This is a genomic window from Allobranchiibius huperziae (genome assembly GCF_013410455.1).
GTDB lineage: Bacteria > Actinomycetota > Actinomycetes > Actinomycetales > Dermatophilaceae > Allobranchiibius > Allobranchiibius huperziae.
This window is the reverse complement of sequence record NZ_JACCFW010000001.1, coordinates 3,411,085-3,434,232: the sequence shown is the minus strand read 5'-3', so window position 1 is coordinate 3,434,232 and position 23,148 is coordinate 3,411,085. Positions and strand designations below refer to the sequence as shown.

Genomic DNA, 23,148 nt, shown 5'->3' with positions numbered 1-23,148 from the left:
GCTCGTACATGACCTTCTCCACCTCGGCCGGCGTCGTCATCGCTGCTGTCTCCATCACGTTGCAGCACCTCCCCGCGGATCGACAACCGATCACCACCCGGAACCTCGATCTGCGGAGGAGTAAGTGCAGGATCCGGATCGCACGACGAGGGGCAACGATCGCATGGTGACGGCACGAACGGCCGGGCGGCGCGGGGGAGTGCGCCGCTTGACCGGCGCCGACGCCGAAGGTGCGGGACATCGGGCGACGATTGGGGACTGGGCACAGGGGTTCGCGGTGGCGCTGGCGCAGGATGACCCTCGGTCGGGCGAGCAACTGGCCAGGGCGATGTTCGAGGGTGCCCCCGCTCCCGTACGCCGGCTCCTCGAAGCCGGTTGGCGGCTCGTACTGGGGCTTCGTCTGCTGCCCGCCGCGTCGGACCGCGCCATCGTCGGCTGGGCCATCAGCAGCTCCACGGACGAGGAGGTGGTCCTCACCGCGGATTCACGACTGCTGACGGCGGTCAAGATCGTCCGCAGGGACGGCCCGGAGCTGATCGCCACGACCTCGGTGCGCTACGAGTCGAAGTGGGGCCGCCTCGTCTGGCCCGTCGTCCTGCCGGCCCATCTGGTCATCGAGCCGTACCTCCTCGGACGCGCCGCACGTTCGCACCGCGCATCCGGGGCCGGCTGACCGGGGCGACTCCGCTCCGAAGAACCGCTGCGCTCGCGGCTGGCGTAGGTACGCCGCTCCTCAACACCAGAAGTCGATGAGCCGGGGTGCAAGGAGCCTGCCCTGCTCGTACCCGGCTTCCGCCGCCACCGGGCGCAGCGAGAGATCCATCGCGTTCGTGCCGAACAGGTGCTTGGAATCGGGATGCGGGAAGACCGTTTCGACCCGGCTGCCGTGGGCCCGCAGCTCTTCGACCTGCGCGGCGAGGTGCATCCCCCACTCCGACGGGTGCCGTGATCTGCCGCCGAACGGCGAGAGCACGAGGACCCGCGCGTGCCCCTGCGCCAGGTCGGCGTTCTCGTTGCGTCGGTAGCCACCGTTGATGTAGCGGTCATCGCCGATGCGGTACGGCGGGACACCGAAGCCGTTCGACGTACTGGCGGCGACGGCGTCCACCAGGTCCACCCCGCTGTCGCGGTCGAACACGACGGGTTCACCGGTGCGCGCATCGACCGCGGGGATGCGCAGCCACCGTTCGGGCCAGTGCTCACTCGGCAGCCGAGCGCCGACGACGGTCCGCCATTGCATCGCCGCTCCGTCGGCCGGATCCGGTTCTGCCGCAAGGGCGGCCGCGCCCATCCTGCGGCGCATGTCGGCCGCGTCGGTGGCGGCCTCGATGACGGCGTCCGTCCTGTCCATGTGGTCCGGGGACGGCCCGGGCCGGGCAGGACCGCGCCCGGGTCCGACCGACGCCGCCTGCGGCCGGCGCGCGGCGGCACGGATGTCGGCCAGCAGTTCGGTCGGGGGGACCCCACTGGTGATCTGCGCCGCCGCGGTCGACCCGGCCGACGTCCCCACCGTCAGGTCGGCCCGGGTCACATCCAGCCCGGCCTCGAGAAGGCCCGCGACGAGTCCGATCTGCCACGCGTTGCCGACGGAGCCGCCGCCACCTAGGACCACCGCACGCCCGTTCATCCCGGGAACGCTACGGAGCCGACCCACCTGCGACAACGGAGTTTCCCGCTGCCGATACGCACGCCGCCCGGGCACAGCAGAGCGGGATCCAGCCCCCGCGTCAGCTGAGCACGACGAGGATCTCGCCCTCCTGAACCACGTCTCCCGGCGAGACCCGCACCGCCGCAACGGTGCCCGCGACCTCGCTGAGCACCGGGATCTCCATCTTCATCGACTCCAGGAGCACCAGCTCGTGGCCGATCTCGACGTGCTCACCGACCTCGACCTGCACCTGAGCGACGTTGGCGACGAGGTCGGACACGACTTCCTGGATGGCCATTCGCCGATGATGCCACCCGCACGGGAGTACCCGCGCGTACGGCGCGTGCCCGCCCGCTCCCGATCGCACGTCACCCCGCGCACATGACAAACGGCACCGCACGGCGCGATCGGTCGGCGTACCGTCGAATCAGGAAATCCGGTGGTGCATCGGGCACGAGAGGTGAGGGTCATGGTGGACGCGATCACGGGTGCGGGGCTCGTTGTGGTGAACGTCGCAGCAGGGGTGGGGACCGCGGTGTACGCCGGTACGGCGTTCGGTCGTCGACCGAACACGGTGCGCCGCTCGGTCGTGGTGATCCTGGTGCTGTGCGTGCTCGCGTTGCTGGGTGCCGGGTGGGTGGCTTTCGCAGGCGCCGGAATCTCGCTCGCCGCATTCGTCACTGCGATGTTCGGCAACCTGTCGAAGACGGCCCGGCGGCTGGTGGTGAGTGCTCTGGCCCTGGTCGCGTTCTCGTTGCTCGGTGCGCACTGGGTGCTCGATCCGTTCGCGGTGTTGATCACCATCGCGGCAGTGAGGCTGCTCGGCCGCGGCGGTCGCGGATGTGGAGTGGACAGCCGGCACAGGGAGCACCACCTGCAGACGCCCCACGCCGTCGATCTGCGCAAGGAACCGGTCGACGCCGTTCCGCCGCAGACCGCTCCCACGCCGAGCCTGGCGATGTACCTGTTCGACGACCGGGTGCCCGCGGCGGCCCGTGACAAGCTGCGCCTGATCAGCGAACGGGCTCGCGCGGCGAGCGAGTATCTGACCCAGCAGGGCCGTGGGTCCGGCATCGACGCGATCGAGGTGGAGCGCATCCGCGACGACTACGCGCCCGGGGCGGTCCGTGGCTACCTGGCCCTGCCGCCCTGGTCCGCCCAGGGCACGGTGCTGGCCGACGGCAAGACCGGTCTGGAGTTGCTGATCGACCAGCTGGATCTGCTGGAGCACCGCTTGCGGGAGATCCAGGAGTCGGTCGCCCTGACCGGCGGTGAGGAGTTGCTGACCCACGGGCGGTTCCTGAAGGACCGCTTCCCGGACCGGGGCGAGGACGACCTGCGGATCTGACCGCCGTCCCACCTGCCGGCGACGACCGCAGGCGAAGCGGCACCGAGCGAAAGGGCGAGCATGGCGCGCACCCGCCCGTATCGCGCCCAGACGCGGCGCAAGGTGCTCGACGCGGCGTACGTCGTCTTCGGCGAGCGCGGCATCGCCGGCACCTCCCTGGAGCAGGTGGCCGCCGCGGCGGGGCTGACCAAGGGTGCGGTCTACTCCAACTTCCGGTCCAAGGACGAGTTGGTGCTGACCCTGATGGAGGAGCACGCGGCCGACCGCATCACCAAGAGCCTGCAGGCGATGGAGGCCGACCTCACCCCGTCACAGGTCGCGCACCAGGTCGGTGTGGTGCTCGCCCAGGAGATGCGTGCGGACGCCGGCTGGCACCGGTTGCTCGCGGAGTACGCCGCCTTGACCCGTAGGGATCCGGCCGGGGCCGAAGGCCTGCGACAGGGTCGGCGCGAGGTCCGCGACGCTGTGGCCGGGGTGCTGGACCGACTCGTGGAGACGTTCGGGGTCACCCTGCCCATGCCGTCCGCCGATCTGGCGATCGTCGTCCTCGCGCTCGGCAACGGCCTGGCGCTGGAGACCGAGATCGAACCCGACGGGGTGCGCGACGACCTGTTCGCCCAGGTGCTGGGCATCATCGCCTCCGATGTCGTCACGGTCGTGGCCGACACCGCCGCGGATGCCCAGGACGTCCCCGTCGGCTGACCGGCGTACCAACTGGATCGGCGGCAGGCATGCGGAAGGCCGCGCCCCCGAGATGGGGAGCGCGGCCTACCGATCGAACGGGTGAGGTCGCTCAGCGAGCCTCGGTGCCCTCGATGAAGGCCTCGAGCTTTGCGCGGCCGATCTCGTCACGACGCTGCTCGGGCGGGGACTTCATCAGGTACGACGAGGCGGACAGCAGGGCGCCGCCGATGCCGCGGTCCTTGGCGATCTTCGCGGCGCGGATCGCGTCGATGATGATGCCGGCGGAGTTCGGGGAGTCCCAGACCTCGAGCTTGTACTCCAGGTTCAGGGGGACGTCACCGAACGCGCGACCCTCGAGACGTACGTACGCCCACTTGCGGTCGTCCAGCCACTGCACGTAGTCGCTGGGGCCGATGTGCACGTTGCGCGCACCGAGGTCGTGCTCCAGGTTGGAGGTGACGGCCTGGGTCTTGGAGATCTTCTTGGACTCCAGGCGGTCGCGCTCCAACATGTTCTTGAAGTCCATGTTGCCGCCGACGTTCAGCTGGTAGGTGCGGTCCAGCACCACGCCGCGGTCCTCGAACAGCTTCGCCATCACGCGGTGGGTGATGGTCGCGCCGACCTGGGACTTGATGTCGTCACCGATGATCGGGACGCCCGCGTCCTCGAACTTCTTGGCCCACTCGGGGTCGGAGGCGATGAACACCGGCAGCGCGTTGACGAACGCGACGTTGGCGTCGATGGCGCACTGCGCGTAGAACTTGTCGGCCGTCTCGGAGCCGACGGGCAGGTAGGAGACCAGGACGTCGGCCTTGGAGTCCTTCAGGGCCTGCACGACGTCGACGGGCTTGGCGTCGGACTCGTCGATGGTCAGCGCGTAGTACTTGCCGATGCCGTCGAGGGTGTGGCCACGCTGCACGGTGACGCCGGTCGGCGGCACGTCGGCGATCTTGATGGTGTTGTTCTCCGAGGCGCCGATGGCGTCGGACAGGTCGAAGCCCACTTTCTTGGCGTCGACGTCGAACGCGGCGACGAACTCCACGTCGTTGACGTGGTAGTCGCCGAACATCACGTGCATCAGACCGGGCACGACGTGCTCGGGGTTTGCGTCCTTGTAGTACTCGACACCCTGCACGAGCGAGCTCGCGCAGTTACCGACGCCAACGATGGCGACGCGGATGGATCCCATGATCACTCCTTCTTGTCCTGCGCCGGTCCGGCCAGCAGGTCTGTGTGGTCCTCGGCCGAAATGGCCTGCGGTGTTGTGCGGGCGGGCGTGCCGTAGGCCGATCGCTCTGTCTCGATCAGCTCCGACAACCACCGCACCTCACGCTCGGTGGAGTCCAGGCCGTGCCGTTGCAGCTCGGCCGTGTAACTGTCCACGCGCTGGCGACGCGTCGCGCTCGCGGTGCGCGCGTCGTCCAGCCGTTCCTCCAACCGACTGCGCCGACCCTCCAGGATGCGCAACCGCACGTCGCGGCTGGCACGCCCGAAGAAGGCGAAGTGCACGTCGAAGTTCTCGTCCTCCCAGGACGCCGGGCCCGTCTGGGACATCAGCGTCTGGAACTGCTCCTTGCCCTCGGCGGTCAGCTCGTAGGTGATCCTGGTGCGCTTCTTTCCCGCACCGAGCTGACCGAGCTGGCTCGGCTCGTTCTCGTTGTGCCGTTCGTTGATCCAGCCGCGCTCGACGAGTGAGCGCAGGCAGGGGTAGAGCGAACCGAACGACACCGCACGGAAGGCGCCGAGCACACCGGACAACTGCTTGCGCAGCTCGTACCCGTGCAGAGGCGCCTCGTGCAACAACCCCAGGACGGCGAGCTCGAGGATCGCGCCACGTCGTGACATGGGCTGCTCCTCTCGTGCTCCGGCGGCCCGGTCGTCGCCGTTCGGGGCACCGCAGGGTGCGAGATGAACGGCAGGTGACGTTCGCGTGTCGCCTGGGGGTTGTCTGTGCAGCAGAGTACACCGTCGATGTATCGAGTCGATACATCGACCGGCACAACCGGTGGCGTGTCGACGCGCGCCCGGCGGTGGGGGACGGTGACGGCGTCGCGGTGCTTGCGGCGGATCCCGCGCGCCGGCGGCGACGCTGTCGTACCGTTCGAAGCACGTGGTCTGCGAGCCGACCATGCGGGATCTCCTGCGGCTGAGCCTCGCACTTCGCCACGACCGATCCCCAGAGGAGAAGCAGATGCCGACACGGAGCGCACGCGCAGGCTGGACCGGGACCCTCGAGCAGGGTTCGGGCAAGGTGGAGCTGTCCAGCTCCGGCATCGGCACCTACGACATGTCGTTCCCGAAGCGGGCCGCGGAGTCCGCCGACGGCACCACCAGCCCCGAGGAGCTCATCGCCGCGGCGCACTCGGCCTGCTACGCGATGCAGCTGTCCGCGGTCATCGCCGAGCAGGGCGGCACTCCGCAGGCGCTCGACGTGACGGCCGACGTCTCCCTCGGCCCGGACCCGGCCGGCGGGTTCCGGCTCACCGGCATCGCTCTGAAGGTGGTCGGCGAGGTCGAGGGCTTCACCGATGCCCAGTTCCAGGACGCCGCGAAGAACGCCAAGGAGACCTGCCCGGTCAGCAAGGCGCTCACCGGCGTCGACATCACCCTGGACGCCTCGCTCGAGAGCTGAGCGCCCCACAGCACGACCACGGCCCACCGGATCCGATCCGGTGGGCCGTGGTGCGTGGTGCTGCTGGTCCTGTCAGTCCTGTTATTCCTGGTCGGCGTTCGGGATGTACGCGCCGGGCACCTGCGACGGGGCGTAAATCATCGAGTCGCCCGGGTAGGGCGTCTTCCAGCCGTGCGTCTGGTACCAGGTGTAGCGGTTCATCTGCTCCGGGTCGGCGTAGTCCGGGATCGCGGAGTCGCCGGTGAAGCGCTGCTGGCCGCGCCACGTCTGCCACTGCGCGGCGACGGCCCGCTCTGCAGCGGGTACGGCGGTCGCGGCAGCCTCCCGCTTCGTCAACTGCATCGCGGCCGCGCCCTTGCGGCCGAGCGTGTCGTCACCGCAGGCGGGTGCGGTCGTCACACCCTCCGTGAGCGGCACCTCGTTCGGCACCGCGGTGAACGGCTTGTAGTTGGGCTTGTTCGTGAACGCGCCGTACATCGGGGTGGCCGCCGCGAGCTTCTGGTTCAGCGGCTGAGCGCCCAGGATCTGCTGGATGGTGCGGCCCACGGACAGCTGCGAATAGTAGGTGTCGTCGACCTTCCCGTGCAGCGACCACGGACTGATGACCTGGACCGGGGCACGGTGCCCGTCGACGTGGTCGACACCGTCCTGGCTGTCATCCTCGACCACGAAGATCGCCGAGTCCTTCCAGTACTTGCTGTGCGAGATCTCATCGACGATCCGACCGACCGCGAGGTCGCCGTCCGCGACCTGGGCCCGCGGGTCCGGCGTCCCGCCGGTGTGGTCGCTGGAGAGCCAGAACGTGTTGAGGTTGGCCGGACCCTTCTTCTCGAACTCCTGCTTCCAGATCTGGTAGCGGTACTGGTCGGGGATGTCGGTGTCGAACTTCGGGTAGTCGTGGTCGGTGATCTTGTTCAGCGACGGGATCGGCGACTCGGTGTCCTGCTTGATGGACGGGTCGGTCAGCACGCTCGGACTGCCGCCGTTGTCGACCGTCTTGCTCGCGCAGTAGTACTTCTGCCAGGTGGCGCCGGCGGGCTTGGTCTCGAACTGGGTGAACTCGCCGTAGTTGCGCACGGTCTTGCCGGCGGCCTGCACCGAGGTCCACAGGAACCCGGAGCGCTGGTGGCCGAGGACGTCGTCCTCGGTGTCGTAGCTGCGCTCGTACTCGCCCGCGCTGGACTCGGTGTACTCCGGGTTGTCGCCCTGCATGAGCCAGTTGTGGCCCTCGGCTGAGTTGGTCCCGATGTCGTAGAGGTTGTCGTAGAGACCGAACTGCTTGGCCAGCGCATGCTGGTTGGGGGTCACGGTCTTGCCGAACTGGGCGAGCGAGGCGTCGCCGTTGCCGCGGGTGTCGTCGCCGTACACCTGGTCGTAGGTGCGGTTCTCCTTCACCAGCAGGAAGACGTGCTTGATCGTCGACGGATCTCCGATCCGGGCGGGCACCGCGACCGGCTTGCGGGTGCTGCCCTGGGCCTCCTGGACGTCCTTCTTGTTCCACCCGTTCTGGGCGAAGACGACGCGGGTGTACTTGGCGATCTGCTTATCCGTCGGCAGGGTGAAGCGGGTGAAGGACCCGGTGGTGCTGTGCGTCCCGTGGCTGGTCGCCGGCGTCGTGCCGAACCCCTTGCTGACCGTCACTGCGGGGCCTCGTGCGTCGATGCCGCGGGTGTTGGTGACCAGGATCTTTGAGCCGACGGTCGCGATGGTGGCGGGGAAGTAGTCGGTCGGCAGCAGGCCGATCGAGCTGACCGGCTCCTGCGGGGTGCCGCCGTACCGGTAGACCGCCACGGCGTCGGCACGACCGAGCGTGACCAGCAGGTGGCCGTCGGCGGTCAGCGCGACGCTCGTGGGCTCGTACCCGACCTTCGAGGACGGGCCGGGCTGGGTGTCGATCGTCTGCACGACCCTGTCCTTGGTGGTGTCGATCACCGAGACGGTGTCGCTGTTGGTGTTCGCCACGAAGAGCGCGTTCCCCCGCGCCAGGAGCGCGGTGGGGTGCAGCCCGACGGCGATCGAGCCGACCGCGGCCGACGGCTTCGACGGGTCGATGACGCTGACGGTGCCCGTGGTGGACGTGCCGAGGGTGGCGTTCGCGGGGACGTCGGTGCCGTAGGAGTTGATCGTCGTGTCACCGGGGCGCGCCGTGCGGCCGCCCTCGTTGCTCACGTAGAGCTTGCCCCCTGCCAGGGCGATCTCGCGCGGTGCGATGCCCACGGCCCAGGTCTTCTGCAGCGCGCCGGTCGCCGGGTCGAGGGCCACGACGGTGTTCTGTCCGTTGACCGGGACGTAGAGGGTCGAGCCGTCGGCGGAGTAGGTCGCCTTGCCCGGCAGGGCGGACTTGGTGCCCACCTTGGCCAGCGGGACCGAGGTCGGCGCGCCGAGGGTGCCGTCGGCGTTCACGGGGAATCGGGTCAGGCCGTCCTTCTGCGGCAGCCAGAGGAACTTGCCGTCGGGGGAGTACGTCGGTCCCTCCTGCCCCACGGTGCCGTCGGCGAGTGTCTGGTTGACCCCGGCGGCCTTGCCGACGCGCCAGATCACCTTGTAGGTGGACAGGTCCACGATCTGCAGCACGACGTTCTTGTCGGTGCTGGTCGCGGCGACGAAGCGCTTGTCGGGGCTGACCGTCGACCCCATGTACTTGCCGTCCGTGGTGAGGAGACGGTCGCCGATGGGCTTGATGACCTGGTCGTCGGAGATCTGGATGCCCTTGGAGCTCTCGGAGCCGACCTGATGGTCGCCGAAGATGTTGGTGTTGGCGTACGCGATACCGCCGCCCGCGACCGTGAGGACGGTGGCGGTGGCGCCTGCGAGCCGCAACTGCCGGCCGGTGAGGCCGAGGGTGAGGGAGCGTGAGCGCGTGACGGTGCGCCGGTTGCGGATGACCTGCATTGTTCAGCCCTTCGAGGAGGAGAGCAGGTCGACGAGACCGTCGACCTGCCAGAGCGGATTGGGCGAGTCGCCGGTGGCGGTGCGCACCGGGAAGTAGCCGTTGACCTCTTTGGGTCCGTCGCCGTCGGCGACGTAACGCCCGTCGGCGGTCACGTCGAGCTGGTAGGTCGCCGAGCCGACCGCGACCGCTCCTGGGATGTGCCACGTGACCACGCAGCGCCAGTCGTTGCCGGGGCCGCTGTCCTGCACCAGGGAGCCGCCCTTGTCGCACGAAGCGGCGGTCCGCAGCTGGGCCTCGGTCACATCGGGCCGGTGCAGCTCGCGGGCCTGCAGCCGGTAGAGGTGCGCGTACGACGTCGCGAGCGAGTGCTCGAGCTTCGTGCGTTCGATGCCGGATCCGCTTGCCGGTGTCACCGCGGCGATGACGCCGACGCTGAGCGCGGTGACCACGACCAGCGGGAGCGCTCCGGTGAGCAGTGCGCGACGTCCGGCCCCGTCGTACGCCAGGTCGGTGAAGTCGCGACGGACGAACAGCAGGTATGCGAGCGCGGTCGCCGCGAGGGTCCAGACGAGGCTGACGACGAGCCCGACCACCAACGGTCCGGTCTGGGCCGGGGTGGTGAAGAGGCCACGCCAGGCGAGGAAGGCCTCGCTGGGGAGCGCCATGCGCACGGCGACGGGCAGCGGCAGGAGCTGCACCAGTTGCAGGAGGAGGGCGAGCAGGGCCGGCACCAGCAGACCCATCGGGGACCGCCCGAGGGCGACGGAGCCGAGCAGCCCGATGGCCGCGAAGGCCAGGGTGGCCACGCTCGCGCAGGCCCAGGCGAGCAGCACCAGCCGTGCGGCGTGCCCGGGCTCGAGGGAGCGCCCGTCCAGGCCGACGAGCGGGTGATCGCCGACCGCGGCGAGGCCGCCGGCGATGCTCGAGGCGGCGAGTCCGGCCACCATCGCAGCGATCACGGTGATGCTGGAGATCGCCTTCGCGGCGAAGATCCGGTGCGGTGACCGTACGGCGATCAGCAGGTGGCGCCAGGTGCCGAGGCGGTCCTCGGTGGCGAAGACGTCCCCGGCGACCAGCGCGGTGAGCAGCGGCAGCGCCCACGTGCAGCAGAAGCTGAGGACCACCAGCGCACCGGCCCAGCCGGTCGCGAGCATCCAGCGGCCGAAGACGGTGTCGGTGGGCTGCGAGCTCGCGTGGGTCGCGGCCGCGACGAAGATCCCCGGCAGCAGCCAACAGGCGGCGAGCACGATCCGGGTGCGCCACTGGGCCAGGAGCTTCACCAGCTCGAACCGGTAGACGCCGGCGAGCCGGGCGGGTCGGGTGCGCGTCGTCGCCTCTGCCCGTACCCGCTGTGTCGCGGTGGTCATCGGTCCTCCGCTCCGCTCCGGTCGGCATCGTCGGTGTCGTTCAGGCCCGTGAGGGCGAGGAACGCCGCTTCCAGAGGCGGCACGACCGGCCCCAACTCGCGCACGGCGACGCCCGCCGCGACGAGCCGGGCGACCAGCTCGTCGACCGTCGGGACGGATGCGCGGACGACGAGCGCGTCGTCGTACCGGGAGCCGGCGTCCGACGGCACGATCTGCAGCCCGGACAGCTGGGCGGCGATCCGTCGAGCCTGCGCCGGGTCGGAGGTCGCCACGCGGTGATCCAGCGGCCCGCTCTCCGTCGCGAGCTTGGCGACCGGGCCGGTGAACACCATGCGACCGGCGCGCAGGATGCTCACTTCGGCGCAGAGCGCGGCCAGGTCGTCCATCCGGTGACTGGAGACGACCACGGCCGTGCCCTGGTCCGCGAGGCCCGCGAGCACCCGGTGGACATGACGTTTGCCGGCGGGGTCCAGGCCGTTGGCGGGCTCGTCGAGGACGAGCAGCCGGGGCTCGGTGAGCAGGGCGGCGGCCAGGCCGAGGCGCTGGCGCATACCGAGGGAGAACCCGCGCAGCCGGTCGTCGGCGACGTCGATCAGCCCGACCTGTTCGAGGGACTCCTCGACCCGGCGTGTCGCCGAGGCGCCGTATCCGCGCAGACGCGCGAGCGCGGCGAGGTTGGCCCGGGCGGTGAGCGCCGGGTAGAGGCCGGGGCCGTCGACGAACCCGGCCACCCCGTCCGGTACGCCGAGGACCCGCCCGACCGGCGTACCCAGGATCTGCAGGGTGCCCGCGTCGGGCACGGCCAGTCCGAGCAGCAGCCCGAGCAAGGTGGTCTTGCCGGCGCCGTTCGGGCCCACCAGGCCGTGCACCTGGCCGTGCAGGATGTCGAGGTCGACGCTGTCCAGAGCGATCACGTCCCCGAAGGTCTGCGTGATGCCGCGCGCCCGCGCTGCGGTCGTCTCCATGGCCTGACTCTCCGTGTCGTCGATGCATGGAAAACCTAGGCATCTAGAGCGATCAGGGCGCGACGACAGTGCGAACAACCGGTGAACTCTGCCCGGCCGGCGGCCGGATCCCGGCCCACACCTGCTACTTAGCCCCGCGGGCTACCCTGCACCGGTGAGCGATGAGGGACCGGTCGGCCCGGTGGACGGTGACTCCGCGCGGGGTCAGGAAGGGCGGCAGACCGGCGGGGGGTCGGCGCGCGCGCCGCGGGGGCCTGGTGGCCGTCGTCGTGGCCACGGTCTGTTCTTCAAGGTCGTCACCCGCACGATCGTCGGGCTCTTCGCGCTCTTCCTCATCGGTGTGATCGCGCTCGTGGTCATCTACCAGCGCACCCAGATCCCGCAGCCGGACCAGCAGGCCGGCCGCCAGGTGGCCGTCGTCTACTACAGCGACGGCAAGACCGAACTCGGTCGGATCGGACCGGTCAACCGCCAGAACGTGCGTCTGGACCAGGTGCCTCAGCAGGTGCAGTACGCGTTCCTGTCGGCCGAGGACCGCAACTTCTACGACAACAAGGGCGTCTCGCCGACCGGCATCCTGCGGGCGGCGTGGGCCGACGCGCGCGGCGGCTCCCAGCAGGGCGGTTCGACCATCACGCAGCAGTACGTCAAGAACTACTTCCTGACCCAGAACCGCACGGTCTCCCGCAAGGTCAAGGAGATCATGATCTCGATCAAGATCGACCGGAAGTACACCAAGCAGCAGATCCTGACCGACTACCTCAACACCATCTATTTCGGGCGCAACGCCTACGGCATCGAGTCGGCGTCGCAGGCCTACTTCGGCGTCGACTCCGACAAGCTGACGCTCAACCAGGGGGCCTTCCTGGCGTCGGTCATCAACGCACCGGCGTACTTCGACCCGGCCAACGGCGCCGACTCCAAGGCTCGCGCGGCCGCCCGGATGGCCTACGTCTTCGACGGCATGGTCAAGAAGGGCTGGCTCACCCGGGCCGAGGCGTCCGCGCAGACCTTCCCGACGTTCAAGTCGCCCAAGCCGGTGAACACCCGGACCGGCTCGACCGGGTATCTGCTCGCGGCCATCGAGAACGAGCTCTCGACCAAGCTGAAGCTGAGCGGTCAGGACATCGGCCGCAGCGGGCTGCGGATCACCAGCACGATCGACAAGAACGACCAGGCCGCGGCGGTGCAGGCGGTCAAGAACAGCGTCAGCGCGCAGACCGCGAGCACCGACCAGGTGCATGCCGGGTTGATCTCGCAGAAGCCCGACGGCGCCGTCGTCGCGATGTACGGCGGATCTGACTATCAGAAGACCCAGTTCAACTCCGCCCAGCAGGCGGCCGTACCCGGCGGTTCGAGTTTCAAGGTGTTCGCCCTCACCGCCGCCCAGGAAGCGGGGATAGGCCTCAACACCCAGGTCAGTGGAGCCAACAATCTGCGCCTGCCGGGCGTGTCCAAGCCCATCACCAACGACCGTGGCGAGACCTTCGGCCTGATCAACCTGCGCACCGCGCTCGCCGACTCGGTCAACACGGCCTTCGTGCGGCTCAACGTCCGGATGGGAAGCGGCAAGACGCTCGCCGCGGCCAAGCAGCTCGGCATCCCGGCGACCGACCCGAACATGAACAACCCGACACCGGTGGACACGCTGGGGGTGGCGGACGTGCACGTCATCGACATGGCGAACGCGTACAACACCATCAACGCGGGCGGGAAGCGTGCGTCGCCGTACTTCGTGCAGAAGGTCACCAGTGAGCAGGGTGGGTACAGCTATACCGCGCACCCGGACAGCACCCAGGTGGTCTCCAAGGACATCGCCGACAACGTTGCGAGCGCCATGGCCGGCCCGATCACCTACCCGTCAGGTAGCGCGCACGCGACGTTGCGCGACTTCGGTCGCCCCGCAGCGGGCAAGACGGGCACCGTCGGATCGGACGGCAAGTTCCGGTCCGCATGGTTCACCGGGTTCACCCCCGGCCAGCTGACGACCTCCGTGGGCATGTACGCCGGCGACGGCGGGACCAACAGTTCGCTCGCCAAGGCGGGACAGCAGTTCTACGGCGGGGTGGTGCCGACGCAGATCTGGAAGGACTACATGACGCTCGCCTTGCAGGGTCAGCCGATCACCCAGCTGCCGAAGGCCACCAACGGCGGGTCGGGGGACAACATCCCGACGTCGTCGACCACGACGCCGCCCCCGACCAGCACGACCACGACGTCCACGCCGCCGACGAGCACCTCGACATCGACGAGCACCCCGCCCCCGTCCACGACTCCGCCCCCGACGTCGACCACGACGACGCCGCCCCCCACCTCGACGAGGACCACCCCGCCCTCCACGTCCACACCCCCGTCGAGCACGCGGACCACTCCGCCGACACGGCGACCCACCAGTCCGCCGACGCCGGTGCTGCCACCCACCCGGGCCGTGCCCTCACCAAGCTCGCCCGCCACGCCGTCCAGCGGCTGACCGTCGCGCTGAGATCCCGGTTCGAGAGGGTCCGAGCGCACTCGGACCGGCATGAAACCGGATCTCAGCGCGGGGACGCGACTTCGCCGGCGGTCAGCTGACGCGTACGTCGATCGGGGTGCAGTGCCCGTTGTTGGACTTCTCCGCCGAGCAGGCGGTGACCCCGGCCAGCAGATCGACCTCGGCGCGGATGGCGAAACCGTCACCGGGACGCGTCGGCGGCGGGTCGATGTGCAGCTCGCCGTCCTCGCTGGTCCACACGTCCATGAAGACGTTCATCGTGGTGCCGATGCGGTCCGGTGAGACCCCCGCCGGCCCGAGCGCGTCGCACAGGTTCTGGAAGCAGCTGGGGTGCGGCGCCCCGCCGAACTCCGGGTAGAGCACGTCGAACGTCTGCTGGCTGCACGGCGTGAGCGTCAGGTCGTGGATCCCGACGGAGTCCTCCACGATCGTGGCGAGCACGGTGCTGCGGTTGCTCCACAGCCGGTCGCCGGTGCTGACGTAGAGGGTGTTGTTGTAGTCGACCGTGCGCCCGGCCGAGAGGCATTCCTCCGGATCGGCGGCGGTCACCAGGTAGAGGTCGGCGACCTGTTCGCCGCACGGGTCGACGATCTGCAGCGTCTGCCCCGCCGCGACGGGCACGAGCAGCCCGGTCTGCGGGGGCAGCCGGGTCCAGCCCGGCGCGGGTGACGCGGCGTCGCCGCCGTACGGGCGTGGCGGGGTCGGCGCCCGCGGAGTGCGGGGTCTGCGGGGGTCGGTCATGCGTCGTCCTCACGGGCCTCGAACGGGGGCTTCCAGTCGTCGTCGACGGCGCGCCCGGAGTACTGACGTGCCTCCGAACTGTCGCCGTGGTCCTCGGCCATCGGGTTGACCCCGCCCTGCAGGCGGGTGTCACGAGTGCGGATGGCGGTGCGCATCCGGTCGAATCCGCCCTCCTCGCGGAGGCGTTCGAACTGTGCGTGCAGGTTGAACACCAGCATCGGCAACGGGGCCCGCCGGGCGATGCGCGACGCGGCAGGGTGCAGGCCCACGATGAAGAATGCGGTGCCGGCGTGGCTGAACGCGAAGTGCGGCTGGGCCGGATCGTCGGACACCCCCTCCGTCCACGGCTGGTCGTCCCCGTCGTGCAGGGTCTGCAGCACACCCCACAGCAGCTCCTCGAACTGCGCCTCGCTGGTCACGACCGGCGAGCGGAACGCCGCGATGAGGGAGACGAAATTGGTCGCGTCCTTCGTGCGGGCAGCGAAGGTCCGCAGGGCGTCGGCCAGGGTCGCCAGGTCGTCGGCGTGCTCCATCTCGTCCAACACCACGACGGACGCGGTGTCCCGACGGAACACCGACCGCGCGCCGAGGCACGGGTACTCCGGATGCGTCACCATCTCGGTCAGCGCCCGCACGACGCCGTCGTCGGGGCCGGACTCCAGATCGCGGCGGGCGGAGCTGCCGAGCAGGGTGCTCAGGCTCTTCATGCGCCTCATCGGCGGGCGGGGTGTCATAGGCACCACCGTGCCGTACCCGCATTCACTCGAGTTGACTCGCGCGTACGACGTCAGCCGAACGCCGCACCGCACGCACAGGCCAGCAGCAGCACAGCGAGGACTGCGCGGACCCGGTCGATCACGAGAAGGCGCGCGAGCAGCACGGGGTCGGCACGCGACAACCGTCCGTGCACAGGCGCCGCCCCCACACCCGTGACCACGGCGACAGCCAGCGCCAACAGTGCGCCGGCGTACGTCCACGGACCCCGGTCGGCCACCAGCATCCAGACGGTGGCGCCGGCGAGGGCGAGGTAGACGACCCCGACCAGCGGCGTGATGCGGCGGCTGTGACGGTCGTGCTCGACGGCCCACCGATCGGCGGGGATCCGCGCCAGAGCCGGGTAGACCAGGACCGTCACCGTCGCCTGGAATCCGGCGTGCAGCGCGGTGGCCGCGAGGAAGGCGGCGCCGGGTGCAGTGACGGTCACCCGGTCGAGTCTGCCCGAGTCGCGCCGTCGTTCGTCGTGAGCCCGAGATGTCATTCGCAGAGGGTGGATCGGCCCCGCGGCCGTCCGGAAGCGACATCTCCCGCCATTCGTCGAGTCGGCGCGCGTACTCTTCCCGCCATGCCCGACGACGCGCGACGACTCGTCACGCCCAGCCGAGGCGACGGTGTCGCTGCGGCCGCGACCGAGGTCATCGGCGGCCCGGTCGGCCGGTTCGCCCGCGCTGGCGCCCGCAGCTGGCTGTACGTCGGCGGGGTGCTCTCGTCGCTGGCCAGCGTCCTGATCGCGCTCGGCGTGCTGCAGAAGAACCACTGCGAACGGATGGGCTGGGGTGCGCCCGCGGCGTTCTGGCGCGGCTGTTACTCCGACCTGCCGGTCGGCGTCGGGGGACAGTCCGCTGCCACGCCGTGGAGCACCGGCGGGCCGGGTCACACGCAACCGGTGATCACCGCGTTCGTCACCTGGGGTCTGCAGCACCTGGTGCCCGGCGGCGGCACGGTCCTGCACCAGCAGCAGATCTACTACGCGATCTGTGCGGTCGTCATCACCGCGCTCGTCGCCGCGACCACCATCGCCACCGCGTCCATGCTGCGCGACTCGCCCTGGCAGGCCGCGCACGTCGCCCTCAGCCCGGTGCTGATCACCGCGTCCCTGTTGTCGCTGGACATCCTCGGGGTGGCGCTCGCGACCATCGGGATGGCGCTGTGGATGCGCCGGATGCCGCTCGCGGCGGGCGCATTGCTCGGGGCCGCCGTGATGGCACGCACCTACCCGCTGATCATCATCGCGGCGATCGTGCTCCTCGCCACCCGCGAGCGGCGGACCTCCGAGGCGGTCCGGCTACTGGCCGCCGCCGCGGCGACCGCGGTCTTCTTCCTTCTCGCGGCGGTCGCGGTCGGAGGCGACCCGCTCGCGCCCTACCGCGCGTGGGGTTCGGCGACGGCGTCCTACGGCTCGCCGTGGCTGGTCTCGGCGATCCTGCACGTGACGATCCCGCCGACCGCGCTGACGGTGGTCGCGCTGCTCGGCTGGCTCGCGGCGCTGCTCGCCGGGATGCTGCGCGTGAGCATGCGTGCTCCGGTGCGGCTCGGACCGCTCGCGCTGATGATGCTGGTCATCGTGCTGGTCACCGGCCGGTCCTTCCCGCTGCAGGCATCGCTGTGGGTGCTTCCACTGATCGCGATCTGCGCGCTGCGGTGGCGCGAGCATCTGGTCTGGGCGATGGTCGAGGTCGTCTACTTCGTGATGGTCTGGATGTACGCCGGCGTCTCCTCCAACCCGGGCAAGGCGCTGGCACCCGCCGGCTACGCGGTCTTCTGCGTGATCCGGCTGGTGGCGTACGCCGGTCTGGCGGCCGCGGCGTGGGAGTCGGCCGAGGATGTGGACGACCGTATGCGTCCCGTCGTACGCCGCCCCGCGGCCCGTGACGGCGCGGATTTCCGCGCGAGCAGCACTCCCGCCTAGACTCGGCTGCTGTTCGTCACTTCACACCCCCTGTGGACAAACGCGCACCCCTGTCGGTGCCTTCGGGCACAGTGGCGTGCCAGGTAGGTCCTTGGTGGGTGACACCGACCGGTCTCGCCAGCTGGCGCGGCCACCGGTGATGTGACGACGACGCTGCAACCCTCCTGTCACGGAGAGACCGTGACCGCTTGAGACCGAAGGAGGTGGGTTCATTCATGCGTCAGTACGAATTGATGATCATCCTCGATCCCGAACTCGATGAGCGCACTGTCCAGCCCTCGCTGGAGAAGTTCCTCACCGTCGTCACCAAGGACGGCGGCAAGGTCGACAACCTCGACATCTGGGGTCGTCGCCGCCTGGCCTACGACATCACGAAGAAGTCCGAAGGCATCTACGCCGTCGTCACCATGACGGCCGAATCCGCGACGGCCAAGGAGCTGGACCGCCAGCTCGGCCTGAACGAGTCGATCCTGCGCACCAAGCTCCTGCGCGTCGACGCCTGACGACTCTTCGCACTCGAGAAGCTAGACAGGAAGCAGGGAACCACACCATGGCTGGCGACACCGTCATCACAATCATCGGGAACCTCACGCAGGACCCCGAGCTGCGCTTCACCCCCTCGGGTGCTGCCGTCGCGAACTTCACCGTGGCCTCCACGCCGCGGCAGTTCGACCGGCAGAGCAACGAGTGGAAGGACGGCGAAACGCTGTTCATGCGCTGCTCGGTCTGGCGTGACGCGGCGGAGAACGTCGCCGAGTCCCTCACCCGCGGTTCGCGGGTGCTGGTCTCGGGGCGGCTGAAGTCGCGCTCCTTCGACACCAAGGAGGGCGAGAAGCGCACCGTGGTGGAGTTGGACGTCGAAGAGGTCGGTCCGTCGCTGCGGTACGCCACGGCGAAGGTCAACAAGACCCAGCGCGGTGGTGGTGGCGGCTTCGGCGGCGGCCAGGGCGGCAACGCCGGTGGCGGTTTCGGTGGACAGGGCGGTGCCTCAGGCGGCGGCGCCCCGGCCAACGACCCGTGGGCCACCGGTGGCGGCCAGGGCGGCAACGCGGGCGCGGGCAACTCCGCGCCGGCGGGCGGCCAGGGCGGTCAGGGCGGCGGCTGGAACACCGGCCCGTCGTACGACGAGCCGCCTTTCTAGGTCCCCCACTTCGTTCTCTGCTTCTCACCCGCGTGGGACGCCCCACGGCATCCCACGAGGTCTCCGGTCTCGACCACGCGTCGTGACCAGTTCATTCATCACCATCCATCCCGAGCGCAGACGCGTTTCGGGCTCTCACGAAGGAGAGCACCACGGTGGCTAAGCCCGTAGTTCGCAAGCCCAAGAAGAAGGCCAACCCGCTCAAGGCGGCGAAGGTCGAGAACATCGACTACAAGGACACTGCGCTGCTGCGCAAGTTCATCAGCGACCGCGGCAAGATCCGCGCGCGTCGGGTGACCGGTGTGTCCGTCCAGGAGCAGCGCCTCATCGCCACGGCCGTCAAGAACGCCCGTGAGATGGCGTTGCTGCCCTACTCCAGCTCGGCACGCTGAGCGGAAAGGGACCAGACATGAAGCTCATCCTGACCCACGAAGTACCCCAGCTCGGTGCCGCAGGCGACGTGGTGGAGGTCAAGGACGGCTACGGCCGCAACTACCTCCTCCCGCGTGGTTTCGCCACCCAGTGGACCAAGGGCGGCCAGAAGCAGGTCGAGTCGATCACTCGTGCCCGCGCCACCCGCGCGGTCAAGAACCTCGAGGACGCCCAGGCACTCAAGGTGCGCCTGGAGTCTGCCACCGTCACGCTGCCGGTCCGCGCAGGCGGCTCCGGCCGGCTGTACGGCGCCGTCACCAGCGGTGACATCGCCGACGCGGTGCAGGCCGCCGGTGCCGGCACCGTCGACCGCCGCACCATCCAGGTGACGACCCCGATCCGGTCGCTCGGCGCCCACGCTGTGCAGGTCCGCCTGCACCCCGAGGTGCAGGCCGACCTGAAGCTGGACGTCGTCGCGTCGAAGTGACGCCGCACGCAGCATGAGAAGAAGGCCCCGGGACTTTGTCCCGGGGCCTTCTTCGTCGGGCGACTCGCATACTGCCGGTACGCGCGCGCGTCAGGGCCCCCTCGGCCCCGAATATCGCCGTGGGCGACTGGGAGCGGTCGCGGGAGGTGAAGCCGCCTCAGGCCACTGTCAGGCCGAAGCTGCGGATGACCGCGGCCAGTCCACCGGCATACCCCTGCCCGGTGGCCCGGAACTGCCAGTCGCCGCCTTCGCGGACCAACTCGCCGAAGAGCATGGCGGTCTCGGTGGAGTAGTCTTCGGCGAGGTCGTAGCGCACGATCTCCCGGTCGGTCTTGGCGTCGACCATCCGGATGAACGCGTTCTGCACCTGTCCGAAGTTCTGGCCTCGCGCCTCCGCCTCGTGGATGGACACGACGAAGACCAGCTTGGCGGCATTCGGCGGGAGCGCGGGCAGCTCGACCGTGATGACCTCGTCGTCGCCCTCGCCCTCGCCCGTGCGGTTGTCGCCCTGGTGCACCACAGCGTCGCCTGGCGAGCGGAGTTGGCCGTAGAAGACGAACCACGAGTCGTCGATGCAGCGACCGCTCGCGTCGCACACCATGACGGAGGCATCCAGGTCGAATTCGGCACCGGTCGTGGTGCGCGGGTCCCATCCCAGCCCGGCGATGGCGGTGGTCAGGGTCGGAGCTTCCTTGGCGAGCGAGATAGCCCCGCCCTTGTTCAGTGAGATCGACATCGTCGGTGCTACTCCTTGCTGTGTCACGACCCGTGTGGAAGACGTCACACTAGCCGTCCTTCCCGAGTGCCTCAGGCGGTAGCTCGGATGCGTGCGCCCACGTGCTGTCACGCGCCGGGCACCAGCCACCGATCCGAGCGAGAACGCAGCAGTAGCAAAGCCATTCGAGCGATCATGTACGTCGCGAAGGCACACCACAGCGCGACGACCGATGTGCGGGCTCCGTGCCGTGCGAGGTCGGCGGCGTGCGCGTGGAGCACGATCGCCACCGGTGCGTAGAGGAGTAGCAGCACGGTCTGCACCACCGCCAGAGCTCGTCCGTCACCCGCGCCGATGAGCACCCCGTCGAGTACGAAGACGACCCCCGCAACCGGTGCCAGAACTGCGATGACCACCAGCGCGGCGGCCAGCGCGCTGCGTACGCCGGCGTCCGGCGTGAACACCGGCGGCAGCACCGTGTGGATGAGTCCGAGAAGCACACCCACCGCACATCCGGCGCCCAGGCTCCAGCCCAGCATCAACCGGGTGCGGGAGCGCACCAGCGCAGTGTCACCGGCCCCGAGCGCCGTGCCGGTGAGGGACTGCGCGGCGATCGCGAGCGCGTCGAGGACGAAGCTGAGGAAGCCGAAGACCGTCATCGCGACCTGGTGTGCCGCGAGGGGGATGTCGCCGAGCGCCGTGGCATCCCAGGTGGTGAGAAGCAGAACGGCGCGCAGCGCGACGGTGCGCACGAGCAGGGGTACGCCGTGACGGGCCGACCGCAGGACCCCGTTCGGTCGTGGAACAAGGGAGGCCCCCTCGGCCGTCGCGCGCCGCAGGACGACTGCGGCCAGTCCCGTGGCCATGCCCCACTGGGCGATGACGGTGCCGTAGGCCGAGCCCGCGATGCCCAGGTGCACGCCGTAGACCAGGACGAGGTTGAGCGCGAGGTTGGCGGCGAACCCCACGGTGGTGGCGACCAGCGGCGTGACGGTGTTCTGGAACCCGCGCAGCACTCCGGTCGCCGCGAGGGCCAGCAGCATGGCCGGCAGGCCGAGAGCGCTGATGCGCAGGTAGACGGCAGCCTGCGCCAGCACCTCGCCACCGGCGCCGAAGACGCGGCACACGGGAGTCGCGAAGAGGGCCACCAGGAGCGCGGTCACGACTCCCACCCCGATCGCGAGCCACATCCCATCGACGCCCGCGCCCAGCGCATCGCCCTGCCGGCCGGCGCCCACCCACCGCGCGACGAGGGAGGTCGTGCCGTACGCGAGGAAGACGAAGACGTTGGCCGCGGTGAGCAGCGCCGCGCTGGCCACCCCGAGACCCGCGAGCGGCGCGACACCCAGATGCCCCACGATGGCGGAGTCCGCCAGCAGGAAGAGTGGTTCGGCGATCAGGGACAGCAGAGCGGGAACGGCGAGACGCAAAATCGTCCGGGTGTCGCTGCGCTCCATACGGGACAGGCTAGAGGGGGAAGGCTCGATAGCCACGTCCACCATTTGGGACAGCCCGATCTCATCGACCGGACGGAATTTGCGAGCATGGCAGGCGGTGTCTCGAACCGCGTCCTGCCCCGTCATTCCGGGGATCGGTCACGGAATGGTCACGGGGCGACCTGGGGGCCTCGCCGCGGTCTGCGGCGATAGAGGCCGAGAACATTCTGCGGAGTGAATTTGGTGAAGCCTTGAACTAGGGCATAGTCATCCCGTCGCGGACCAGCACGGGGGTTCTGACCGCGGTACGTCGGGCTCCCGTGCACTACCGCGCGGACGTGTCCGGTCAGCTGTCTCAGCCTGTCTCCGACTGTCGAAGGATTACGTCCTCATGGGTTCCTACACCCCTCGCCATCTCAAGCACGAGCCCCACCGCTTCCTGTCCTCCGTCGGTCGCCGTGGCGCCGCGGTCGGCATCGGCGCTGCGGTCGTCGTGCCGGGCCTGGTCGCGACCGAGCTCACCACCGCCTCGACCGCATCGGCGTCGAGCGCCCACGTGGTCGTCCTGCACACGGGCTCGACCGGCTACTACGTCAAGGTCGTGCAGAAGCGTCTGCACATCCCGCAGACCTCCCGCTTCGATGCGCGCACGCTGCACGCTGTCAAGAACTTCCAGCGCATCAAGCACCTCGCGCGTGACGGTTACGTCGGCCCGCAGACCTGGCGCGCACTCGGTGGCTTCCCCGGCAGCGCGTCGACCGCGCCCCAGCCGTCGGCCTCCGGTTCGCGGGTCGTCTCGATCGCCGAGCGGTACACCGGCGTGCCCTACGTCTACGGTGGCTCGACGCCGCGCGGCTTCGACTGCTCCGGTTTCACGTCGTACGTCTACCGCCAGGTCGGGCACAGCCTGCCCCGCACCGCCGCCGCCCAGGCGAACGCGACCCGGCGCGTGTCGTCGCCGCGGCCCGGCGACCTGGTCTTCTACGGCTACCCGGCGCACCACGTCGGCATCTACGTCGGCGGCAACAACATGATCGACTCCGCCAAGCCGGGCACGCGCATCCACGTGCACGCGATCTGGGGCTCGCACTACTTCGGTCGCGTCTGATCTCCTAGGAGATCCATTCGGGACCTGATGAAGGCCCGGCCCTTTCGGGGGCCGGGCCTTCATCACGTCCCCAGCCAATTCTTTGCATCATTCAGTCCGCACTATTCATGGACGCGATAGTCAAGGACCGTCTCACATAGTGGACTTGCATTGATATCGAAATTCATTCGGCATGTTGTTCGAACATTCAATGACCTGCCTGTGGCTTCACGGCCGGGAGGGACGGCGAATATCCCGGAATCGCGCGAATCCCGCTGAAAACACAATGATGTAAGTCACAAGCGTGGAATTTCTCCTGTCAACCATCTGCGCGGCGAGTCGCAGAAATCCCACCTTTCACATTGGCCACACGCCAGGCATAGTCCTCTTGTCGCGGTCGGGGCCGTGACCGCGGACGACGAGCGACATCGCGTACCGAACTGCCGTGTACCCGC

23 protein-coding genes are annotated in these 23,148 nt (G+C 69.5%); 11 read left to right on the top strand and 12 right to left on the bottom strand.

Annotated features, from left to right (window positions below; all coding sequences use genetic code 11):
- Positions 1–166 precede the first annotated feature (166 nt).
- Complete coding sequence (locus HNR15_RS16370; RefSeq protein ID WP_179483367.1) at positions 167–673, top strand: DUF2867 domain-containing protein; 507 nt, start codon at positions 167–169, stop codon at positions 671–673.
- A 60-nt stretch (positions 674–733) separates the two neighbouring features.
- Here HNR15_RS16370 and HNR15_RS16365 read toward each other — a convergent pair whose 3' ends face one another.
- Both HNR15_RS16365 and HNR15_RS16360 read right to left on the bottom strand, forming a co-directional pair.
- Positions 734–1,627, bottom strand: a complete 894-nt coding sequence (locus tag HNR15_RS16365; RefSeq protein ID WP_179483366.1) for a patatin-like phospholipase family protein — start codon at positions 1,625–1,627, stop codon at positions 734–736.
- A gap of 100 nt (positions 1,628–1,727) precedes the next feature.
- Positions 1,728–1,946: a biotin/lipoyl-binding carrier protein gene (locus HNR15_RS16360; protein WP_179483365.1), complete on the bottom strand. Its 219-nt coding sequence runs from the start codon at positions 1,944–1,946 to the stop codon at positions 1,728–1,730.
- A gap of 171 nt (positions 1,947–2,117) precedes the next feature.
- Between HNR15_RS16360 and HNR15_RS16355 the strand changes: the two genes are divergently transcribed.
- Positions 2,118–2,996: a hypothetical protein gene (locus tag HNR15_RS16355; RefSeq protein WP_179483364.1), complete on the top strand. Its 879-nt coding sequence runs from the start codon at positions 2,118–2,120 to the stop codon at positions 2,994–2,996.
- A 60-nt stretch (positions 2,997–3,056) separates the two neighbouring features.
- Positions 3,057–3,698 carry a TetR/AcrR family transcriptional regulator gene (locus tag HNR15_RS16350; protein ID WP_179483363.1) on the top strand — a complete coding sequence of 214 codons (642 nt, stop codon included), beginning with the start codon at positions 3,057–3,059 and terminating at the stop codon, positions 3,696–3,698.
- Positions 3,699–3,789: 91 nt separating this feature from the next.
- Here the strand turns inward: HNR15_RS16350 and HNR15_RS16345 are convergent, their stop codons facing one another.
- On the bottom strand, positions 3,790–4,869 hold the full coding sequence (locus tag HNR15_RS16345; RefSeq protein WP_179483362.1) for an inositol-3-phosphate synthase: 1,080 nt from the start codon (positions 4,867–4,869) through the stop codon (positions 3,790–3,792).
- Between the two features lie 2 nt (positions 4,870–4,871).
- A complete protein-coding gene (locus tag HNR15_RS16340) occupies positions 4,872–5,525 on the bottom strand; it encodes a PadR family transcriptional regulator (protein WP_179483361.1) in 654 nt (217 codons plus the stop codon).
- 346 nt (positions 5,526–5,871) lie between these two features.
- Here HNR15_RS16340 and HNR15_RS16335 point away from each other — a divergent pair, with 346 nt between their 5' ends.
- Positions 5,872–6,312 carry an OsmC family peroxiredoxin gene (locus HNR15_RS16335; protein WP_179483360.1) on the top strand — a complete coding sequence of 147 codons (441 nt, stop codon included), beginning with the start codon at positions 5,872–5,874 and terminating at the stop codon, positions 6,310–6,312.
- Positions 6,313–6,393: 81 nt separating this feature from the next.
- Here the strand turns inward: HNR15_RS16335 and HNR15_RS16330 are convergent, their stop codons facing one another.
- Genes HNR15_RS16330 through HNR15_RS16320 form a run of 3 tightly spaced genes read right to left on the bottom strand, consistent with a single transcriptional unit; the run spans position 6,394 to position 11,537 of the window.
- Positions 6,394–9,204 (bottom strand): bifunctional YncE family protein/alkaline phosphatase family protein, encoded by a 2,811-nt coding sequence (locus HNR15_RS16330; protein ID WP_179483359.1) that lies wholly within the window; start codon positions 9,202–9,204, stop codon positions 6,394–6,396.
- Between the two features lie 3 nt (positions 9,205–9,207).
- A complete protein-coding gene (locus HNR15_RS16325; protein ID WP_179483358.1) occupies positions 9,208–10,572 on the bottom strand; it encodes an ABC transporter permease in 1,365 nt (454 codons plus the stop codon).
- Positions 10,569–11,537, bottom strand: a complete 969-nt coding sequence (locus HNR15_RS16320) for an ABC transporter ATP-binding protein (RefSeq protein ID WP_179483357.1) — start codon at positions 11,535–11,537, stop codon at positions 10,569–10,571. Before HNR15_RS16320 ends, HNR15_RS16325 begins: the two co-directional genes overlap by 4 nt.
- 154 nt (positions 11,538–11,691) lie before the next feature.
- Here HNR15_RS16320 and HNR15_RS16315 point away from each other — a divergent pair, with 154 nt between their 5' ends.
- Positions 11,692–14,007: a transglycosylase domain-containing protein gene (locus tag HNR15_RS16315; RefSeq protein ID WP_179483356.1), complete on the top strand. Its 2,316-nt coding sequence runs from the start codon at positions 11,692–11,694 to the stop codon at positions 14,005–14,007.
- 93 nt (positions 14,008–14,100) lie between these two features.
- Here HNR15_RS16315 and HNR15_RS16310 read toward each other — a convergent pair whose 3' ends face one another.
- The 3 genes from HNR15_RS16310 to HNR15_RS16300 form a co-directional block, all read right to left on the bottom strand.
- Complete coding sequence (locus HNR15_RS16310; protein WP_179483355.1) at positions 14,101–14,769, bottom strand: DUF1989 domain-containing protein; 669 nt, start codon at positions 14,767–14,769, stop codon at positions 14,101–14,103.
- Positions 14,766–15,476: a guanitoxin biosynthesis heme-dependent pre-guanitoxin N-hydroxylase GntA gene (gene gntA / locus HNR15_RS16305; protein ID WP_179483354.1), complete on the bottom strand. Its 711-nt coding sequence runs from the start codon at positions 15,474–15,476 to the stop codon at positions 14,766–14,768. The genes HNR15_RS16310 and gntA overlap by 4 nt, the downstream gene beginning before the upstream one ends.
- Before the next feature lie 80 nt (positions 15,477–15,556).
- On the bottom strand, positions 15,557–16,027 hold the full coding sequence (locus HNR15_RS16300; RefSeq protein WP_218883784.1) for a hypothetical protein: 471 nt from the start codon (positions 16,025–16,027) through the stop codon (positions 15,557–15,559).
- An 84-nt stretch (positions 16,028–16,111) separates the two neighbouring features.
- Between HNR15_RS16300 and HNR15_RS16295 the strand changes: the two genes are divergently transcribed.
- From HNR15_RS16295 to rplI, 5 genes are all read left to right on the top strand, one after another.
- Positions 16,112–17,455 (top strand): hypothetical protein, encoded by a 1,344-nt coding sequence (locus HNR15_RS16295; protein WP_179483353.1) that lies wholly within the window; start codon positions 16,112–16,114, stop codon positions 17,453–17,455.
- Between the two features lie 215 nt (positions 17,456–17,670).
- Positions 17,671–17,958, top strand: a complete 288-nt coding sequence (gene rpsF, locus HNR15_RS16290) for a 30S ribosomal protein S6 (RefSeq protein WP_179483352.1) — start codon at positions 17,671–17,673, stop codon at positions 17,956–17,958.
- A gap of 47 nt (positions 17,959–18,005) precedes the next feature.
- On the top strand, positions 18,006–18,596 hold the full coding sequence (locus tag HNR15_RS16285) for a single-stranded DNA-binding protein (RefSeq protein ID WP_179483351.1): 591 nt from the start codon (positions 18,006–18,008) through the stop codon (positions 18,594–18,596).
- A 155-nt stretch (positions 18,597–18,751) separates the two neighbouring features.
- Entirely contained in the window at positions 18,752–18,988 is a 237-nt protein-coding gene (gene rpsR / locus HNR15_RS16280) for a 30S ribosomal protein S18 (protein ID WP_013494395.1), read from the top strand.
- Between the two features lie 17 nt (positions 18,989–19,005).
- The gene (rplI, locus tag HNR15_RS16275; protein ID WP_179483350.1) at positions 19,006–19,455 is read left to right on the top strand and encodes a 50S ribosomal protein L9; all 450 of its coding nucleotides are present in this window, start codon (positions 19,006–19,008) and stop codon (positions 19,453–19,455) included.
- A gap of 157 nt (positions 19,456–19,612) precedes the next feature.
- On the opposite strand, the gene HNR15_RS16270 is transcribed toward rplI, so the two are convergent.
- Both HNR15_RS16270 and HNR15_RS16265 read right to left on the bottom strand, forming a co-directional pair.
- A complete protein-coding gene (locus HNR15_RS16270) occupies positions 19,613–20,191 on the bottom strand; it encodes a TerD family protein (RefSeq protein ID WP_179483349.1) in 579 nt (192 codons plus the stop codon).
- Positions 20,192–20,298: 107 nt separating this feature from the next.
- A complete protein-coding gene (locus HNR15_RS16265) occupies positions 20,299–21,627 on the bottom strand; it encodes an MATE family efflux transporter (protein WP_218883782.1) in 1,329 nt (442 codons plus the stop codon).
- 370 nt (positions 21,628–21,997) lie between these two features.
- Between HNR15_RS16265 and HNR15_RS16255 the strand changes: the two genes are divergently transcribed.
- On the top strand, positions 21,998–22,714 hold the full coding sequence (locus tag HNR15_RS16255; protein WP_243757924.1) for a C40 family peptidase: 717 nt from the start codon (positions 21,998–22,000) through the stop codon (positions 22,712–22,714).
- The last annotated feature ends 434 nt before the right edge of the window (positions 22,715–23,148 follow it).

Excerpts from the sequence above, each read along its gene's own strand:
- HNR15_RS16365 (WP_179483366.1), bottom strand. The coding sequence starts at position 1,627 with ATGAACGGGCGTGCGGTGGTCCTAGGTGGCGGCGGCTCCGTCGGCAAC.
- HNR15_RS16360 (WP_179483365.1), bottom strand. The coding sequence starts at position 1,946 with ATGGCCATCCAGGAAGTCGTGTCCGACCTCGTCGCCAACGTCGCTCAG.
- HNR15_RS16355 (WP_179483364.1), top strand. The coding sequence starts at position 2,118 with ATGGTGGACGCGATCACGGGTGCGGGGCTCGTTGTGGTGAACGTCGCA.
- HNR15_RS16350 (WP_179483363.1), top strand. The coding sequence starts at position 3,057 with ATGGCGCGCACCCGCCCGTATCGCGCCCAGACGCGGCGCAAGGTGCTC.
- HNR15_RS16345 (WP_179483362.1), bottom strand. The coding sequence starts at position 4,869 with ATGGGATCCATCCGCGTCGCCATCGTTGGCGTCGGTAACTGCGCGAGC.
- HNR15_RS16340 (WP_179483361.1), bottom strand. The coding sequence starts at position 5,525 with ATGTCACGACGTGGCGCGATCCTCGAGCTCGCCGTCCTGGGGTTGTTG.
- HNR15_RS16335 (WP_179483360.1), top strand. The coding sequence starts at position 5,872 with ATGCCGACACGGAGCGCACGCGCAGGCTGGACCGGGACCCTCGAGCAG.
- HNR15_RS16330 (WP_179483359.1), bottom strand. The coding sequence starts at position 9,204 with ATGCAGGTCATCCGCAACCGGCGCACCGTCACGCGCTCACGCTCCCTC.
- HNR15_RS16325 (WP_179483358.1), bottom strand. The coding sequence starts at position 10,572 with ATGACCACCGCGACACAGCGGGTACGGGCAGAGGCGACGACGCGCACC.
- HNR15_RS16320 (WP_179483357.1), bottom strand. The coding sequence starts at position 11,537 with ATGGAGACGACCGCAGCGCGGGCGCGCGGCATCACGCAGACCTTCGGG.
- HNR15_RS16310 (WP_179483355.1), bottom strand. The coding sequence starts at position 14,769 with ATGACCGACCCCCGCAGACCCCGCACTCCGCGGGCGCCGACCCCGCCA.
- gntA (WP_179483354.1), bottom strand. The coding sequence starts at position 15,476 with ATGAAGAGCCTGAGCACCCTGCTCGGCAGCTCCGCCCGCCGCGATCTG.
- HNR15_RS16300 (WP_218883784.1), bottom strand. The coding sequence starts at position 16,027 with ATGACATCTCGGGCTCACGACGAACGACGGCGCGACTCGGGCAGACTC.
- HNR15_RS16295 (WP_179483353.1), top strand. The coding sequence starts at position 16,112 with ATGCCCGACGACGCGCGACGACTCGTCACGCCCAGCCGAGGCGACGGT.
- rpsF (WP_179483352.1), top strand. The coding sequence starts at position 17,671 with ATGCGTCAGTACGAATTGATGATCATCCTCGATCCCGAACTCGATGAG.
- HNR15_RS16285 (WP_179483351.1), top strand. The coding sequence starts at position 18,006 with ATGGCTGGCGACACCGTCATCACAATCATCGGGAACCTCACGCAGGAC.
- rplI (WP_179483350.1), top strand. The coding sequence starts at position 19,006 with ATGAAGCTCATCCTGACCCACGAAGTACCCCAGCTCGGTGCCGCAGGC.
- HNR15_RS16270 (WP_179483349.1), bottom strand. The coding sequence starts at position 20,191 with ATGTCGATCTCACTGAACAAGGGCGGGGCTATCTCGCTCGCCAAGGAA.
- HNR15_RS16265 (WP_218883782.1), bottom strand. The coding sequence starts at position 21,627 with ATGGAGCGCAGCGACACCCGGACGATTTTGCGTCTCGCCGTTCCCGCT.
- HNR15_RS16255 (WP_243757924.1), top strand. The coding sequence starts at position 21,998 with ATGGGTTCCTACACCCCTCGCCATCTCAAGCACGAGCCCCACCGCTTC.